16 protein-coding genes are annotated in these 16674 nt (G+C 40.6%); 14 read left to right on the forward strand and 2 right to left on the reverse strand.

What is annotated here, in order from left to right:
• Positions 1 to 234 precede the first annotated feature (234 nt).
• On the reverse strand, positions 235 to 1131 hold the full coding sequence (locus JOC77_RS19400) for a cation diffusion facilitator family transporter (RefSeq protein WP_204547462.1): 897 nt from the start codon (positions 1129 to 1131) through the stop codon (positions 235 to 237).
• A gap of 611 nt (positions 1132 to 1742) precedes the next feature.
• Here JOC77_RS19400 and JOC77_RS19405 point away from each other — a divergent pair.
• The 10 genes from JOC77_RS19405 (at position 1743) to JOC77_RS19450 (ending at position 12263) form a co-directional block, all read left to right on the forward strand.
• Positions 1743 to 2087, forward strand: coding sequence for a DMT family transporter (locus tag JOC77_RS19405; protein WP_204547465.1), 345 nt, complete (start codon positions 1743 to 1745; stop codon positions 2085 to 2087).
• Positions 2084 to 2404 carry a DMT family transporter gene (locus JOC77_RS19410; RefSeq protein ID WP_204547468.1) on the forward strand — a complete coding sequence of 107 codons (321 nt, stop codon included), beginning with the start codon at positions 2084 to 2086 and terminating at the stop codon, positions 2402 to 2404. Before JOC77_RS19405 ends, JOC77_RS19410 begins: the two co-directional genes overlap by 4 nt.
• 362 nt (positions 2405 to 2766) lie before the next feature.
• Positions 2767 to 3840, forward strand: a complete 1074-nt coding sequence (locus tag JOC77_RS19415; RefSeq protein ID WP_204547471.1) for a D-alanine--D-alanine ligase — start codon at positions 2767 to 2769, stop codon at positions 3838 to 3840.
• A 116-nt stretch (positions 3841 to 3956) separates the two neighbouring features.
• On the forward strand, positions 3957 to 5336 hold the full coding sequence (locus JOC77_RS19420; protein WP_204547474.1) for a UDP-N-acetylmuramoyl-tripeptide--D-alanyl-D-alanine ligase: 1380 nt from the start codon (positions 3957 to 3959) through the stop codon (positions 5334 to 5336).
• A 27-nt stretch (positions 5337 to 5363) separates the two neighbouring features.
• Positions 5364 to 6032 carry a YdeI/OmpD-associated family protein gene (locus tag JOC77_RS19425; protein WP_204547477.1) on the forward strand — a complete coding sequence of 223 codons (669 nt, stop codon included), beginning with the start codon at positions 5364 to 5366 and terminating at the stop codon, positions 6030 to 6032.
• A gap of 113 nt (positions 6033 to 6145) precedes the next feature.
• Entirely contained in the window at positions 6146 to 6853 is a 708-nt protein-coding gene (locus JOC77_RS19430) for an alpha/beta hydrolase (RefSeq protein WP_204547480.1), read from the forward strand.
• 593 nt (positions 6854 to 7446) lie between these two features.
• The gene (gene cshA / locus JOC77_RS19435; protein WP_239558926.1) at positions 7447 to 8934 is read left to right on the forward strand and encodes a degradosome RNA helicase CshA; all 1488 of its coding nucleotides are present in this window, start codon (positions 7447 to 7449) and stop codon (positions 8932 to 8934) included.
• Between the two features lie 264 nt (positions 8935 to 9198).
• Positions 9199 to 10170 (forward strand): UV DNA damage repair endonuclease UvsE, encoded by a 972-nt coding sequence (uvsE, locus tag JOC77_RS19440; protein WP_204547483.1) that lies wholly within the window; start codon positions 9199 to 9201, stop codon positions 10168 to 10170.
• A gap of 178 nt (positions 10171 to 10348) precedes the next feature.
• The gene (locus tag JOC77_RS19445; RefSeq protein WP_338047252.1) at positions 10349 to 10822 is read left to right on the forward strand and encodes a PH domain-containing protein; all 474 of its coding nucleotides are present in this window, start codon (positions 10349 to 10351) and stop codon (positions 10820 to 10822) included.
• On the forward strand, positions 10815 to 12263 hold the full coding sequence (locus JOC77_RS19450) for a PH domain-containing protein (RefSeq protein WP_204547505.1): 1449 nt from the start codon (positions 10815 to 10817) through the stop codon (positions 12261 to 12263). Before JOC77_RS19445 ends, JOC77_RS19450 begins: the two co-directional genes overlap by 8 nt.
• Positions 12264 to 12569: 306 nt before the next feature.
• Here the strand turns inward: JOC77_RS19450 and JOC77_RS19455 are convergent, their stop codons facing one another.
• Positions 12570 to 13160 carry a rhomboid family intramembrane serine protease gene (locus tag JOC77_RS19455; protein ID WP_204547508.1) on the reverse strand — a complete coding sequence of 197 codons (591 nt, stop codon included), beginning with the start codon at positions 13158 to 13160 and terminating at the stop codon, positions 12570 to 12572.
• Positions 13161 to 13253: 93 nt separating this feature from the next.
• Between JOC77_RS19455 and acpS the strand changes: the two genes are divergently transcribed.
• The 4 genes from acpS to JOC77_RS19475 all read left to right on the forward strand — a co-directional run bounded on the left by acpS (position 13254) and on the right by JOC77_RS19475 (position 16672).
• Positions 13254 to 13607, forward strand: coding sequence for a holo-ACP synthase (acpS, locus tag JOC77_RS19460; RefSeq protein ID WP_204547511.1), 354 nt, complete (start codon positions 13254 to 13256; stop codon positions 13605 to 13607).
• A 274-nt stretch (positions 13608 to 13881) separates the two neighbouring features.
• On the forward strand, positions 13882 to 14889 hold the full coding sequence (locus tag JOC77_RS19465; RefSeq protein ID WP_204547514.1) for a LolA family protein: 1008 nt from the start codon (positions 13882 to 13884) through the stop codon (positions 14887 to 14889).
• A 162-nt stretch (positions 14890 to 15051) separates the two neighbouring features.
• Complete coding sequence (gene alr / locus JOC77_RS19470) at positions 15052 to 16209, forward strand: alanine racemase (protein WP_204547517.1); 1158 nt, start codon at positions 15052 to 15054, stop codon at positions 16207 to 16209.
• Between the two features lie 181 nt (positions 16210 to 16390).
• On the forward strand, positions 16391 to 16672 hold the full coding sequence (locus JOC77_RS19475) for a CopG family ribbon-helix-helix protein (RefSeq protein WP_026692981.1): 282 nt from the start codon (positions 16391 to 16393) through the stop codon (positions 16670 to 16672).
• Positions 16673 to 16674: the final 2 nt, after the last annotated feature.

Below are 16674 nucleotides of genomic sequence, written 5' to 3' on the forward strand. Positions count from 1 at the left end.
GTCTGCCCGCCATTATTATTGTCTGAATTGTCATTAGACAGGTGAAACATTCAATGTAAATTAGGTCTGTAGTGGCGGGCACCGTTCTCCGCTTTTCGTGTTGTCCAGCTCCGAACTGACTCCCTCGAGTCATAAGTCAATCAGTCCATGGGAAGAAGAGCGCTTCCCACGGCCTGCTCGCCTTATGCTTGTCGGGTGTCTCCTTCACTACGTTCAGGACCGTTCTCCGCTTTTCTATTTATCCTCCGGATAGTAGGGGTTCAGGTGGATAAGGACTTCGTCAATGTTGTCGTATTTGTTGATTAGGGCGTTTCGGATTTCTCTTGTAAGGTCGTGGCCCTGTTTAATGGTTTTGTCATGGTCTATGGAAATTCGCAGGTCGACTAGAATATAATGGCCATGTTCCCGGGCCCGGATTTTATCAATTCTGCGGACGTCTGTATAGTTCCAGATTAAATCTGTATATTCCTGCAGAAGAGCGGGCTCTACACTTCTTTCGAGCAGGATATGAAAGGCTTCTCTCAGCATTTCTTTTGCAATCTTATAAATTAAGAAGGCTACAAATACGCTGGCGATTTTATCTCCGTACAGCAGAATGGGGATATCGAATTTCCCTCCAAGGATAGACAGGAATACACCGGCTGCTGCCGCTATGGATGCTACAATATCAGCTTTGTGGTCAAAGGCAATTGCTTCAATTGCCTTGCTGTTATGCTGTTTGGAAACACGCATGGAGTACCTGTATAACAGTTCTTTGGAAACGTATGAGAATAAAGCAACCCACACTGCAATGAGATTTGGGGTTTCGATTGGATGGAAGAACCCAACTATCGATTCATAAGCTATGTACAGGGAAACTAATAATAAGACGATCCCTACTACACCTGATACGATTACTTCTGCCTTACCATGACCATATGGATGGTCTTCGTCTGCAGGTTTATTTGCTATTTTTATGACGAGTAAGACAATGACTGAAGCAAACACATCCGCTGCTGAGTGTATTCCATCTGCAAATACGGCATCAGAATTGGCATATAAGCCCACAATAATTTTACCCAGTGTTAGGATGATATTACTCCAGACGCTTATCCAAGCTACTTTTTTTGCAATAGATTCTCTGGCTCCCAAATTTTTCACCTCGATATAAAATAGTAACAAACGAATCCTGGTGGGTCTAGAGCAATAATGTTTATGTATCCTTAGTCTTTTGAATAAGGGCAATTTAATTGAGGATAGCTAAATCGCCCAAGCAGATTTCTTTATTTTTATCTCTTTTTGATAGAGGTAAACCAATATAGTAGAAGATTTTTTCGAAAATAGAGGACGCAGCAGTTAATATTTGATAATCTTCAGACTAAAGTTTGTTTGGAGAAGGGACTGGCTAATATCTTTTTGGCCGTCATTTTTTATTATTTGCTGTTTTCTAAAAGATTGTTGCTTTTAACTGGTATTGTGATTCCAAAATGGTTTATAAAGAGTCGATCTTCGCTGCAGGTGCGAGACTCCTGCGGGAGAAGCGGGACAGGTGAGACCCCACAGTCGCTTAAGCGACGAGGAGGCTCACCGCCCGTCCCGCGGAAACCGAGCATCCTTTCGCTGCAATCAACCACTCAATTTGTTTGGATGATAGCAACCAAGTTTACGAAAACAGCCTTATTATTTAATTCATCAATTAAGAGAGCATTTTAAAGATGAGGGTCCTTTTAGGCTTCCCTCAGGAAAGAAGGGGGGCAAATAGGTTGGCTTGGATTTATCTATTGATTGCTGGATTGACTGAAATTATTTGGGCATTCGGCTTAAAGTACTCTTATGGGTTTACAGAGGCAGTGCCCAGCATCATAACGGTTCTTTTTATGGTTATAAGTTTTTATTTATTTTCAAAATCAATTACTGCCATTCCGATTGGAACTGCCTATGCAGTGTTTACCGGAATTGGAGCTGCAGGGACTGTTATTGCCGGCATATTTCTAGGAGAAACACTTAGTTTCCTAAAGGTTGTTTTTCTGATCGTGTTGTTAAGTGGAATTATCGGACTTAAAATGACTACTACCGATGTTTCAGAAGAAAAAGGTGAAAAATTATGAGCTGGATTTACTTGCTTATCGCTGGGTTAGGTGAAATAGGCTTTGTTGTATTTATGAAGCTTTCCAATGGTTTTAAGAGTGCTTTTTACAGTTTGTTAACTCTAGTATCCGCTTTATTCAGCTTTTATTTTTTATCGATAGCTCTTTTAACGATTCCGCTGGGGACTGGATATGCAGTATGGACAGGAATAGGTGCCGCCGGCAGTGTGGTAATAGGCATGATAATTTTTAAGGAATCGAAAGCGCCGCGGCGGATACTGTTTTTATGCTTGATTATTATTGGAGTCATTGGCTTACGATTCGTTTCCCCTCATTAAGATTCTTTAGTGGGTTCTAATTAAGTTAACAAGTAGCGCGGAACGCTCTCAAGCTCGAACCCTCGGCATATTAACTAAGCAAGGCGATGCTGGAAATGGCAGCAGCCCTAATGAAATACAATTAAGTCATCCTGAAGCTGCCTTCTATAGGGCGGCTTTTAAGTCATGATGAAATAAGAATGCCTCATGCACCACCCGGGCTTTCTTTTTCATATGATGTAAAAAAAGGAAACAAAAATCATTAGAAAAAACGATGTTATTGAATTATAAATAAAGGTAATAAGAAAGATGGGTAACTTTTTTCGTTTGATTGAGAACATGTTACAATAGAGTCTGTTGAAAGATAATTGGAGGTATTTAGAATGAAAACTAAACTGGGCCTGCTTTACGGGGGTAAATCCGCTGAACATAAAGTATCCATGCAAACAGCTATGGCTGTCATTAAGGCATTGGATTTAAATAAATTTGATATCCACCCGATTTACATATCTGAACAAGGCGAGTGGATTAATGGTCCGCAATTGACAGCACCTGCTGAGACGATTAAAGAACTGGAATTCAAAGCTGAAAAAGGCCAGGTTTCTATGGATACAGCTCTTACCCTCAGGGACTCAGAAGATCATAAAGGTTTTGACGTGATTTTCCCCCTTCTTCATGGACCTAATGGTGAAGATGGTACCGTGCAGGGGATGCTTGAACTACTGAATCTTCCTTATGTTGGAAACGGCGTTCTGGCATCATCCGCAGGAATGGATAAGGTCATCATGAAAAATATCTTTGCTCAAGCCGGACTGCCACAGGTAGGTTATGTGTGGTTTATCCGTTCCGAATGGGAAAAAAACCGCCAAGCTGCTTACGAAAATGTTGAATCAGAAATAGGGTACCCGTGCTTTGTGAAACCCGCAAACCTGGGTTCTAGTGTTGGAATAAGCAAATGTGTATCCAGAGAAGAATTGGAAACTGCATTTGCTGAAGCCTTCCAGTTTGATAGAAAAATAATTATTGAGCAAGGCGTGAAGGCAAGAGAAATAGAACTTGGTGTCTTAGGAAATGATGAACCACATTGCTCTGTGGCAGGTGAAATTGTTCCTAAAACTGATTTCTACGATTACAAAGCTAAGTATGAAGATGGCGACACGGCTATGATTATACCAGCTGAGCTGAATGAAGAAATCTACAACTCGTTGAAGGAACAGGCGATCGCTGCTTTTAAAGCGCTGGATTGCTCAGGGCTTGTGCGTGCCGATTTCTTTTTGACTGAAGATGGAGACATTTATATTAACGAAGTAAACACAATGCCAGGCTTTACTCCGTTCAGTATGTTTCCGCTTCTGTGGAAGCATACTGGAGTTGAATACCCAGAGCTTATTGAGAAGTTAGTTAAATACGCGGTTGAACGGCATGAAGAAAAACAAAAAATCAAATACACTTTCTAATGTAGGAAGGCTAAGGTAATACTTTAGGCAGAAGCGATAGCCCTCAGGCGTCCGGCTTCTGCCTGTTTTTCTTATATGATTTGGAAGAATAATGACAGGATTTTCAGGAGGATTTCATGATTAAGAAAACATTATTAGACATTCATAGAATAGTAAATGGATTAAACGAACCTGCATTTTTGGGGAATACAGAAATACAGGGGGTTACAATCGACTCTAGAAAAATTGGTAAAGGCAATTTGTTTGTTCCTTTTAAAGGGGAGCGGCAAGATGGACATGACTTTGTTGAGCAGGCTATACAGGATGGAGCTTCCGCTGCATTTTGGGAAAAGGATGTTCCAAATCCGCCGGATCATTTACCGATTATTGTGGTTGAAGATACACTGACCGCTCTTCAAACGCTAGCAAAAAGCTATCGTAATGAGCTTAATATGAAAGTGATTGGAATAACAGGCAGCAATGGTAAAACAACCACTAAGGATATGACCGCGGCTATTTTGGGCACTGTTTTTAAAGTTCACAAAACATCGGGAAATTATAATAATCACCTTGGACTGCCTTTAACAATTCTTTCTATGGCACCAGATACAGAAGCGGCTGTTCTTGAAATGGGGATGAGCAGCAGGGGAGAAATTACGTTTCTTTCAGAACTGGCTCGTCCGGATATTGCAATCATTACTAATATTGGGGAATCCCATCTTTTGGATCTAGGTTCCAGAGAGGGAATTGCAGAAGCAAAGCTGGAAATATTAGATGGGCTAAAAGAAAATGGAATTCTTATATATCATGGAGATGAGCCGTTGCTCTCAAGCCGCCTAAAAGATCCACAAGGCTTTTCATGCTGCTCTTTTGGAAGAGTTGAGTCAAATGATTTGTTTCCGATTAGCATTGAAGCTGGCCAAACAGAAACCAGGTTTGAGATAAATACAGTAAAAGATACAGTCTTTACTATTCCTGTTCTTGGTACGCATAATGTGCTGAACAGCTTAGCTGCGATTTCAGCTGCTATGGAACTGGGAGTCCCTGTCCCGAAAATACAGGAAGGACTAAAAAATCTCGAGCTTACTGCTATGAGAATGGAAATGGTAAAAGGAATAAAAGGGGAAACTATTATTAATGATGCCTATAATGCCAGCCCTACTTCCATGAAAGCGGCTATCGAACTTACAGCGGGAATTTCCGGATTTGACCATAAATACTTAGTACTGGGGGATATGCTTGAACTGGGGCCGGAGGAGGAAGATTTTCATTATAAGATCGGAGAATTAATAGACCCGGCTTCCATTTCCAAAGTATACACATATGGTCCGCTTGGGAAATTTATAGCTGAAGGTGCTAAACAGAAATTTAGTGAAGAACATGTATCTGCCTATGACAACAAATCAGAGCTTATAGAAGACTTAAAAAAGACGGTCTCCTCAAATGATTTAATTCTCTTTAAAGCATCCAGAGGCATGCAGCTTGAACACGTGGTACAGTCATTGCAGAGTAAATAATATTTTATCTTTGAAAGGATCGGTTCCATGCTGAGGGATATTTTAAAAAAGCTTCAGGTTAAACAAGGGATGTCCCTGCTTGTTCTAAACTCACCGGAGCAGTATATTTCGGATGAAGATATTGAAATCATGCCGGGAACAATGGTTCATTTAAGGCCGGAAAAAGGCAGGAAGTATACGTTTGTCCAGATGTTTGCCAGAAACACAGCTGAACTTGATCTGTGGATGGACGAGGGGCTGAACAGCCTGGAAGCTGGCGCGCTATTTTGGGTGTCTCATCCTAAAAAAAGCTCTAAATTATACGAGGATCTATCTCGTGATCAGGGCTGGGATGTTCTGAAGAAAAAAGGGTATGAAGGGGTCGCTTCTATTGCTGTAGACGACGATTGGTCTGCCATCCGCTTCAGGCCGATATCTGAAGATACAAGTACGGCTAGAAGAAAATCTGTGATGACGAGTACCAGTGCTCCGGTTCTGAGAAGTGCGGATGAGAGGCACGATCCCCCGCAAGAATTGCTGGAACTTTTGGAATCTGACAAGGAGGCAAAAGATCTATTTGAAGGTCTCGCTCCTTCTTACCGGCAGTCTTACATTGACTGGATTGTTTCAGCGAAAAGGCAGGAAACGAAAGGCAAACGTCTGAAGGAAACCATTGCCAAACTAAAAGAAGGCTATAAAAATCCATATGCGAAGTAAGAAATAAGGAGATGGCCTTGTGTGGCCATCTCCTTATTTCTTTAATCAAAGCCCTGATTATAACTGCCGCTACCCGGGTATAATGTATAAAATTGAACCCGGCTGGTGATAGTATGATTGCTGGTGATAGAAAAACCGGCTGCCTTTTATTACATGGTTTTACTGGTTCACCCTTTGAAGTAGAACCACTTTCCGCTTATTTACAACAAAAGACAGCCTGGAAGATTTCAGTTCCGCTTCTTCCTGGACATGGTGAAGGAGCCACACTGAAAGGGATCAAACATTCAGAATGGATAAAAACGGCTGAAGACGCGCTCATGCAGCTTTTAAGTGAATGTGAGGAAGTTTATGTAATCGGCTTTTCTATGGGTGGAATCATAGCCTGCTACTTGGCTGCAAAGTACGAAGTATCAAAGCTGATTTTACTGAGTGCTGCAGCATTATATGTCAATCCTAAGCAGATAGCAGCAGATAGTCTGGATCTGGTTAAAGCTGCTTTAAGAGGCCGGTTAAAAGATCATGAGCTATATATAAGGTATAAAACGAAAATTACTAAAACACCTATCTCTGCTGTATGGCAATTCAGGACACTTGTAAAAGCGCATCGAACTATTTTTAATGAAATTAAAATTCCTGCCTTAATTGCTCAAGGGGGTCTGGATGGGATCGTTCCTCCTAGAAGTGCTGAATATATTTTCCATTCTATTCCTTCTAATAAGAAAAGCTTGTTATGGATGGATGAATCTAAGCATTTAATATGCCATTGTAAACAAAAAAATAGGCTGTTTGAAGAAATATATAAATTTTTAACAGAATCCTAAAGGCATTGCGGGAGTTAGAGGTATAAGTTTTCTTTTCTTTTTGTATGCGTTAACATCCGGAAATATGCCAAGTGCAAAAAATTTCCTTAGTTGCAAAGGGTTTGTTATACTGTTAACATATTCTTAAGGCAAGAAAATCCGAAGTTTATAAATGCCTCTTTTGGGGGTGTTTATGAATTTGATTTACTGCCTTTTATTCTTTTGAAAGAGATTTTTCTTTTCGATTCTCCCCGTGATGGGAAGAGTGAAGTACTTTAGAATTGGCCTAGCGAAAAAGGTCTTATTCGCCGCTGCGAGCGGCTTTATAATATGATTGGAAGCTTTACCGCTTTTTATGAACGCTTTTAGGCCTTTTTCATGTATAAAAAAACTCGGCATTGCCGTAAATATTAATAAGCAAAAAAGATTTCAGCGCAGCCGCTCCTGCCTAAAGGAATGGCTAAATTCCCGAGTTTTTCTGTTATGGTATTTCCCCTGAAAAGTGAAAAATTACATGCCTTTTATGTAATTCAGCCATTCTTTTGGGCGATGATGAGAAAGCTTTTTCTTAAGATCTTAAAAAAATCTTAAATATCTAAAGGAGTACGAAAAAATTGACATTGTTTAGCGAATTAGGACTGGATAAGTCCACTTTAAAATCAATCGAAAAAATGGGGTTTGAAGAAGCAACTCCAATTCAAGCACAAACGATCCCGTTGGCTATCGAGGGATCTGATATTATCGGACAAGCCCAAACGGGTACAGGTAAAACTGCAGCATTTGGGATACCTCTTATGGAAAAAATAGAGATTAATGAAGAGCACGTACAAGGCATCGTTATTGCACCAACAAGGGAACTGGCAATCCAGGTTTCTGAAGAACTTTATAAACTAGGCTTCGGTAAGCGTGTTCGCGTTATGGCTGTTTATGGCGGACAGGATATCGACCGTCAAATCCGTGCTTTAAAGAAAAAGCCGCATATTATAGTCGGTACTCCAGGAAGACTTCTAGATCACATTAAACGCAAGACGCTTCGTTTAGGGAATGTAAACACGGTTGTTCTGGACGAAGCTGATGAAATGCTGAATATGGGATTCATAGAGGATATTGAATCCATCTTATCAGAGGTTCCGGAAGAAAACAGACAAACTTTATTGTTCTCAGCTACAATGCCGGCACCAATCCGTAAAATTGCTGAAAAATTCATGCACGATCCTAAAGTAGTTAAAGTGCAAGCAAAAGAAATGACGGTTTCAAAAATTAAGCAGTCTTATATTGAATTAAAAGAAAACGAAAAGTTCGATACTTTAACACGTCTGCTTGATATTCAAACGCCTGAGCTTGCGATTGTATTCGGCCGTACGAAAAGACGTGTTGACGAATTATCATCTGCTCTTAATGTAAGAGGCTACATGGCAGAAGGAATTCATGGTGATTTAACACAAGCGAAGCGTATGTCTGTATTGAAGAAATTTAAAGAAGGCAACGTAGACGTACTAGTTGCGACTGACGTTGCAGCCCGCGGACTTGATATCTCAGGTGTTACTCACGTATACAACTTTGATATTCCTCAAGACCCAGAGAGCTATGTTCACCGAATCGGAAGAACAGGCCGTGCCGGTAAAACTGGGGAAGCTGTTTCTTTTGTAACATACCGAGAAAGATCTCAGTTGAATGCTATTGAAAATACAACTAAGAAAAAAATGGACAAAATGAAGCCGCCAACCCTAAGTGAAGCTATCGAAGGCCAGCAAAAAGCGGTTATGGATAAAATTCTTTCTGCAGTAGAAGGCGAAGATTTTTCTCTATATATAGCTACCGCTGAGGATTTATTAAGTAAGCATGATGCAACAGACCTGCTTGCTGCTGTTATTAAGGTTATGGCAAAAGAACCGGATCAAACGCCGATCAAGTTAACAGATGAAGCACCTGCATTCAGCAAAAAGGATAGAGGCGGATACTCAGGAAACCGAGGCGGCGGACGCAGCGGAAGAGGATCAGCACCTAGCAACCGCAAAGACTATGGTCAAAAACGCGGCAGAAAACCAGCTGGCAGAGGCGGTCAAGGTCAAGGCCAAAAAAGAGAAAATAAACAATATTAATATATTGTGAAGGGATCCCATCCGGGGTCCCTTTTATTTGTATAAAACCTTATTATTTCCAATGCGGTTTTTGAACAAAACCACTTCATCCCCTGATTAAAAGAAATGAAATTCCTCCATCGTAGATTACCCTTCGAAAGTAAAGCAGAGATCATCTCTTAAAAACGAAATCCCCTGTGTGAAAACCAAAAGTCTTTTCATAAAAAGCCTATTTAAACCCAGTAAATGGACATACTTATAGATATCTAAAATGGAGGGATAAGAATGACGATAGTCCGGCTTGGATACGTAGCTATGAGTATGCATGTTCAGAAAGCTTCTCCTTCTAAAACGATGACATTTGCCCAATTTTCAAAGATAGCAGACAGAGAAGCGGCTATACGAAAACTGGAGAGAATTGCTGTTTCAAATTTAGAAAACTGTCTCCGCCTTTTAAAGCATAATTACGCTCACGATATACAATTTTTCCGTTTTAGTTCACGGATCATCCCTCTAGCCAATCACGAGGAGCTTCCACACTGGAACTATTTAAGCCCCTTGAAAAAGGCTATGGAGGATATCCATTTATTCCTTGAAAAAAACCCGGGATATAGAGTGGATTTTCATCCGGATCATTTTGTTATTCTAAATGGCACAGACAAAGAAATTTTTAACATGTCAATCAAAACATTGAAAATGCATAATGGTCTGTTAAGGGGGATGGGAATTGATCCTGAACATAGATGTGTGGTACATGTAGGGGGCGGATATAATGATGTTGAAAAAGCCTTGGAGCAGTTTATACATAACTGGGGGCTTATTTCCGCTCCTTTGCAAAAGATGCTCATGCTAGAGAACGATGACACAACTTTTACGTTAAAGGATACGCTATATCTATGCGAAAAGCTGGGAATCCCGCTTGTTTTTGATTATCATCATCATCTCGCACATCACAGGAGCGAGGACCATTGGGAAGACAGCTGGGCAAGAGTAGTAGATACATGGAAGTTTTCCAAGCTTCCAATCAAAATGCATATCTCGAGCCCAAGGTCACAAAAAGACTTTAGAGCTCATGCTGAGTTTGTAGACAGCTCTATGTTCTTAGAATTTCTGGAAAAAATTAAGGGAAGTGTTCCCCAAATAGATTGTATGATTGAAGCAAAACAAAAGGATGAAGCGTTGTTTACATTGGTACGTGATTTGAAGGAATATAAGCAAATCCGTTTCATCGATTCGGCAAGTTTTGAAATCCGATAAAAGGGAAAACCTGCTAAATACTGATAGCAGGTTTTTTTATAGATATATCACGATGCCCAACCGCTTTATCCGCTGAAATGGCCGGTCAGGAGGATATTCTCGTGAGAACTTTAAGTGTCCGGCATTTGCAAATATAGTATACTCTCTGTAGATGAACTGGAAGAATTGAGGAGTGAAAGTGGAACCGAAAAATCAGATATCAAAAAAAGCAATTCAGGTATGGAGAGTCAGCGGCTTTTTGTTTTCGCTGCTCGAATGGGGAATTGCAGCCGGGGCTGTTATCTTGTCTGCAATATTTAATATACCTAAATGGATTCCTATACTGCTATTTGTCTTAGCCTTGGTATGTACATTAATAGCCGTCTTTATACTGCCGTCTCTCAGGCTTAAGCATTGGAGATATGAGGTTAGAGAAAAGGAGATAGAAATCCAGAAGGGAATGTTTGTTATTAAAAGGACACTAGTCCCGATGGTGCGTGTTCAGCATGTGGATACGAAGCAGGGTCCCATTCTGGCGAAATATGGACTCTCCTCTGTAGAAATTTCAACTGCTGCCACAACACATGAGATTCCGGCCATAGACAATAGGGAAGCTGAACAGTTAAGAAAGTATATTTCATTAATGGCTACCGTGGAGGAGGAAGATGTTTAAGTCAAAACGTTTACATCCAGCCGCTGCCATTACTAACACTCTTAATACCTTAAAGGGAATTATACTGCCATATCTCATTGTCTTTGTCTTTGGAGGCAGCAGGCCAGAGGGGATCATGTCACAGCTGTTATTCGGTTCAGGATTCATTTTGCTGAGCTTTATTATTGGGGTCCTTCGCTGGAGGAGTTTTACATATACCCTAGATCATGGGGAGTTTCTGATCGAGCAGGGCATCTTGATACGAAAAAAACGGTACATTCGTATAAATAAAATCCAATCACTAGATATTACACAGGGTATAATCCAAAGGCTTTTCAATCTAGTTAGTTTAAAAGTTGAAACAGCTGGAGGAAACAAGTCAAATGAACCTGAAGTTATTCTTGAGGCCATCTCCAGGGAGGAAGCTGAGGCGATTACCAGCATAATCTCAAAGGAAAAAGAAGAAATCATCGAACAACGACTAGAAGAAAGTCAAAATTACCCTGTCTATACGTTAGCTTTCAGGCAGTTATTTATTTTTGCGGGATCTTCAGGACGGGTAGGAATCGTATTTTCCGGTGCTGCTGCTGTACTGCTTCAATTTCAGGAAGTGATTCCCTATAATCGAGTGTTTAGAGGAATAGAATCTTTTGCGGCTTCAGGCCTGGTTAACATCCTGCTTCTATTAGCAGCAGCTCTCATCCTATCTTATGCAGCCGCGACCATTCATATTGTCTTTAAATTTGCTCACTCAACTGTACAGAAGAAAAAGGACGATCTTATCCTCACGAGCGGGCTGTTTGAAAAACGACAGTTGACTATTCCATTTAAAAAAATCCAGGCCGTTAAAATGAGCCAAAATATAATCCGGCAGCCATTTGGATATATTACGGTTTATTTGTATTATGCCGGAGGAGCTGCCGCGGGAAAAGGGAATTCCCGGGTAATGTTATTTCCCTTAATTAAAAAGAATGAATTACGGAAATTACTGCGTGAATTTCTTCCCGGATATTCATTTGAAGAACCTAATAATGGCTTGCCGACCCGGGCGTTTATCCGATATGCTGCCAGACAGCTTTATGTTTCTGTTCCCTTGTCAGCCGTAATGATATGGCTGCTATTTCCCTGGGGTTTAGCCTCCCTGCTATTAATCATCATCAGTATATTTTGGGCTTATCAGAGTTTTCGGGATGCAGCCTGGCGAATAACAGATGAATGTTTATCTTTGCGCTTTAGAATGATTTCCAGACATACATATATCATTCAAAAAACCAAAATCCAGGCACTTCGCATAGATTCAGGCTTCCTTCAACGCAGGAAAAAACTAAATTCGATTATTGCGACTGTTATCTCGGGAACTGGGCCGGCACGGGCGGTGATTACAGATTTGGACACGGACGATGCAGAGAAAATAAAGCAATGGTTCGCTCCTGATAAGGAACAGGAAATGATAAAAAAGTGATCTCTTATTGCCGCGAATTCCTTTGCCGATCGGGTGTCTGATTGTTTAATAAACGAGCGGTTATGACTAAAAGTAAGATGGAATCTGGGAGCCTGTTATTTCCCCGCAAGTGTTGGATGTTTGCTCGTAAATACAGAAAGTTGCTCGTAAGTAGCGGACTCTTGCTCGCAAATACAGATGGTGTGCTCGCATTTTAAAAGGCTTGCTCGAAAAGGGAGAGGTCCTGCTCGCAAAGCTATTGCCCGAAGCCAAGGATTCCCGCCCGCTACAGTCAGAAATGCTCTCCACTAAGCATGGAGAGCATTCTTATTTTTCGACCTGGAACATAAGAAAGGACAGGATAAATCCTGAAATGAGACCTCCAAGGTGTCCTATAATATTGATTTGGGGCTGAAGAAAGGTCATGGTGACTCCCACAACGAAAAGGGTAAGAATTGTTCTTGAATGCTGGGTTCCTATCGATTCTTTTTTAAAGCATACAAGGCTCATATAATAGCCGAGCAGGCCGAAAATAGCTCCGCTTGCACCAACATGTGTAAAGGTAAGTGGTTCTAACACATATGTTGCGAGATTTCCAAACAAGCCGCAGGTAAAGTAAAAACAAATAAAGATAAATGGCTTCAGCTTCTTCTCAATATAGGGTCCAAAAATCGCGAGCGAGAAGGAATTGAAAACGAAGTGGCTGAAGGATCCATGCAGAAAAACCGGGCTGAGAAGTCTCCAGTAATCGCCGTTGGCTATATAGAGATTCACACCAGACATTTTTTCAAAAATAAGGGCAGCGGGAAAAATGGAAAGGCTGGTTAATAAGAAAAAAATGAAATTAATGGTTAGCTGCAATGTAACGGCTGGATAATTAGTATAGAATTGTTTAAAGTTTTCATTCCGAGCAAACAAGCTAAACATCCTCTCCGGTTTGAATACCTGCTTTAAATTGTACCTTTCGTTCAAAAAATATATGACGTGTATTTTTATAAAGGAGAAATAAAAATGATAAAGGGAATAGGACTGGATTTGATTGAACTAAAGCGGATTAGGCATTTGATAAATAGAAAGCCAAAGTTTGCTGACCGCATTTTAACCGAGAGTGAAAAGGATATATATGATTCTCTGGGGGAGAGAAGAAAAATTGAATTTCTTGCCGGCAGATTTTCTGCGAAAGAAGCATTTGCGAAGGCAAACGGAACGGGTATTGGTTCCAAGCTGTCTTTTCTAGATATTGAAATTCTGAAAACCCAGGAAGGAAAGCCATTCATCTTTAGGCCTTACAGCCAGAATGTTCATTTAAGTATTACCCATACCAGTGAGTATGCGGCTGCGCAGGTCATCATCGAAGATATTTAGATTGCTTGTCAGCATCTTTGGACATATTGGCCAATCTCTCTTCATATACATGGTAGTGCTATAGGAGAGACAAGGCCTGGTTAGAGTGTATTGCTGGAAAATGGTTGTTCATAAAGACTTCTTAGTGTGAATAAAACTGTCTCCGCTGGCCCATTACCGGATGAAAAATCCCCATCGGATGGAGACAGGCAGCAGCTGTTAGAGCAATCCCGCAATGTCTTGATCCGCCTTTTCCTCTCCCTTTTACGTTCAAATACCAAAAGGGGTTGAAGAGATGAAAAAGTGGCTGTTAGTAGTTGCTGGGCTTATATTGATAGTTGCCCTGTCTGCCTGCGGAGCAAAATCACAGGAAGATGTTGTGAGTGCATTAAATGAAAAAGTGTCGGAGATGAAAGGCTATAAGGCTAATGCAAAGATGACTCTTCAAATGGGAGAAGATCCTCAAGTCTATAATGTGGAGATCTGGCATAAGAATCCTGACTTTTATCGGGTGAACTTGAAAAATCCTAAAAAAGATCAGAGCCAGATGATTTTAAGAAATAAGGAAGGTGTATTCGTTCTTACGCCCGCTTTAAATAAAAGCTTTAAATTTCAGAGCGAATGGCCTAAGAACAGCAGCCAGGCTTACCTTTATGAGTCTCTGGTAAAGGATGTAATGGAGGACAAAACGGCTGTGTTTAAATCCACCAAAAAACATTATATTTTTGAGACTAAAACCCGCTATCAAAACAACAAAATGCTTCCTTATCAGGTTATAGCTTTTAACAGAGGCGATTTATCACCTGTGAGTGTTAAAGTGCAGGATCCTGATAAAAATACATTGGTAGCCGTAGAATTTACCAAAGTTAAATTTGGGGCATCCTTTGATAAGAACGCATTTGATATGGAAAGAAATATGACGAGTGCACAGCTCCTGCCTGTAACGGGTGAACCAAAAGATGAGGCCTTTACGGTCAAGCAGCCTACAGCTAAAATAGACGGAGTGGAGCTGGTTGACGAAGAAGAGTTAACAACCGCAAACGGAAAAAGAGTGGTCCTGACATACGGCGGTGAACAAAGCTATACATTAGTGCAAGAGAAGGCAAGCTACGCTGAAACAACAATGGCTTCCACAAGGAAGAACGGGGAACCGGTAGATTTAGGCTTTACTATTGGGGCTATGTCGGATCACTCATTAACCTGGACATACGATGGCGTAGACTATATGCTGGCATCCAAAGACTTATCTCCCGATGAAATGTTAATGGTTGCGCGTTCAGTAGAGGCTGCTTCGGTTAAATAAAATCCTCTATGGCGTGTAATCCATGCTTCCCTGTCAGCAGACAGGGATTTTCTTATTTATGAACATAAAAATGATCCTGCCGCATCTGCATGGTTTGACCTAATTTTAATAAACCGCAATAATGGAGTAGGGACAAATTAATGATTAAAAGGCGGGACTTCAGTGGAGAATACCAAGTTTTATCGGGATACCTGGGCTGAAATTAACTTAGATTCTATATATAATAATGTTTCAAATATGAAGAAGCACCTGCCTGAATCAGTCCGCTTATATGCGGTTGTAAAGGCAAATGCTTATGGACACGGCTATGAACAGACAGCTAAAACTGCCTTAGAAGCGGGAGCTGATTATTTAGCGGTGGCTTTTTTAGATGAAGCGTTACATTTAAGATATAAAGGAATAGATTGTCCTATACTGGTGCTTGGAGCGAGCAGGCCTGAAGATGCTGCAGTGGCTGCAAGAGAAGATATTTCATTAACCGTTTTCACTAATGAGTGGCTCAAAGAAGCTAAAGAAAGCCTAGAGGACATTTCACCTGTTAAGGTTCATATCAAATGCGACACAGGAATGGGCCGGTTAGGCTTCAAAACTAAAGAAGAAATTAAGGCGGCAGAGCTATTTCTGCGTAATCATTCTGCCTTTGAATTTGAGGGGATCTATACTCACTTTGCAACAGCGGATGAGGTTGAAACGGATTATTTCGATAAGCAGCTCAGAAGATTCAAGGAGATGATCGATTATCTTGAAAAAAAACCAAAGCTGATACACAGCAGTAATAGTGCTGCGGCGCTTAGGTTTACAGAAAGTTTGTTCACGGCAGCGAGGCTTGGGATTGCCATGTACGGACTTTCCCCTTCGCCGGATATAAAGCCGATGCTTCCTTACCGGCTGCAGGAGGCACTTTCCCTAAAAACTAAAATTGTTTCCGTAAAGAAACTGCACAAAGGAGAGAGTGTAAGTTACGGAGCAGTTTATACAGCCGCACAGGATGAATGGATTGCAGCACTTCCTATCGGATATGCAGATGGATTTCTAAGAAAGCTTCAGGGGCAGGAGGTTCTTGTGGATGGGCTGAGAGCCCCGATTGTAGGCCGTGTCTGTATGGATCAATGTATGATTAAACTCCCTTATGAAATGAAACTTGGAACAGAAGTTACTCTAATAGGAACAAGTGGAGAACAGACTATTTCGGTGGATGAGATAGCTGAAAAATTGGAAACAATTAATTATGAAGTTACCTGTCTAGTTTCGGCCAGAGTGCCAAGAATTTATATAAAAGACGGAAAAAATCTAATTACCAATAATTCCTTGTTAGATTAACCTTTATAAATCAATTAATTTACAGTAAAATCTAAGTTACTTGCATATAAAGCTGGTGTTTATGTAGATAATAGAATAAAGAAATTCATAACTGCTCTTTGCATATATACGTTTTAATGGTAATATTGTAAAGGGAAGATATGAAGATATAAGGTGTGTAGTGATGGTGGAGGTGTTGTTTGTGTCTGAATCCAGCGCAACAAGAGAGATATTGGTTCGATTACCTCAAAATCTTTTATCAGAGTTAGATGGGTATGTAAAAGAGGAAAATGTCAATCGCAGCGAATTTATCTATCGTGCGACCGAAATGTATCTTCGCGAACGTAAAAAAAGAGAATTTCGCGAATCTATGAAACGTGGCTATATTGAAATGGCAGTCATAAACTTATCAATTGCTTCGGAGGCTTTCCTTGCAGAATATGAGGCTGACCATTGTGTGGAACGTTTAGTAAGCGGAGGTTAAGC

The sequence above is a fragment of the Peribacillus deserti genome (assembly GCF_016909175.1).
Lineage (GTDB): Bacteria > Bacillota > Bacilli > Bacillales > DSM-1321 > Paraperibacillus > Paraperibacillus deserti.

Coding starts and splice junctions, on each gene's coding strand:
- JOC77_RS19410 (WP_204547468.1), top strand. CDS start 2,084: ATGAGCTGGATTTACTTGCTTATCGCTGGGTTAGGTGAAATAGGCTTT.
- JOC77_RS19415 (WP_204547471.1), top strand. CDS start 2,767: ATGAAAACTAAACTGGGCCTGCTTTACGGGGGTAAATCCGCTGAACAT.
- JOC77_RS19420 (WP_204547474.1), top strand. CDS start 3,957: ATGATTAAGAAAACATTATTAGACATTCATAGAATAGTAAATGGATTA.
- JOC77_RS19425 (WP_204547477.1), top strand. CDS start 5,364: ATGCTGAGGGATATTTTAAAAAAGCTTCAGGTTAAACAAGGGATGTCC.
- JOC77_RS19430 (WP_204547480.1), top strand. CDS start 6,146: ATGATTGCTGGTGATAGAAAAACCGGCTGCCTTTTATTACATGGTTTT.
- uvsE (WP_204547483.1), top strand. CDS start 9,199: ATGACGATAGTCCGGCTTGGATACGTAGCTATGAGTATGCATGTTCAG.
- JOC77_RS19450 (WP_204547505.1), top strand. CDS start 10,815: ATGTTTAAGTCAAAACGTTTACATCCAGCCGCTGCCATTACTAACACT.
- acpS (WP_204547511.1), top strand. CDS start 13,254: ATGATAAAGGGAATAGGACTGGATTTGATTGAACTAAAGCGGATTAGG.
- JOC77_RS19465 (WP_204547514.1), top strand. CDS start 13,882: ATGAAAAAGTGGCTGTTAGTAGTTGCTGGGCTTATATTGATAGTTGCC.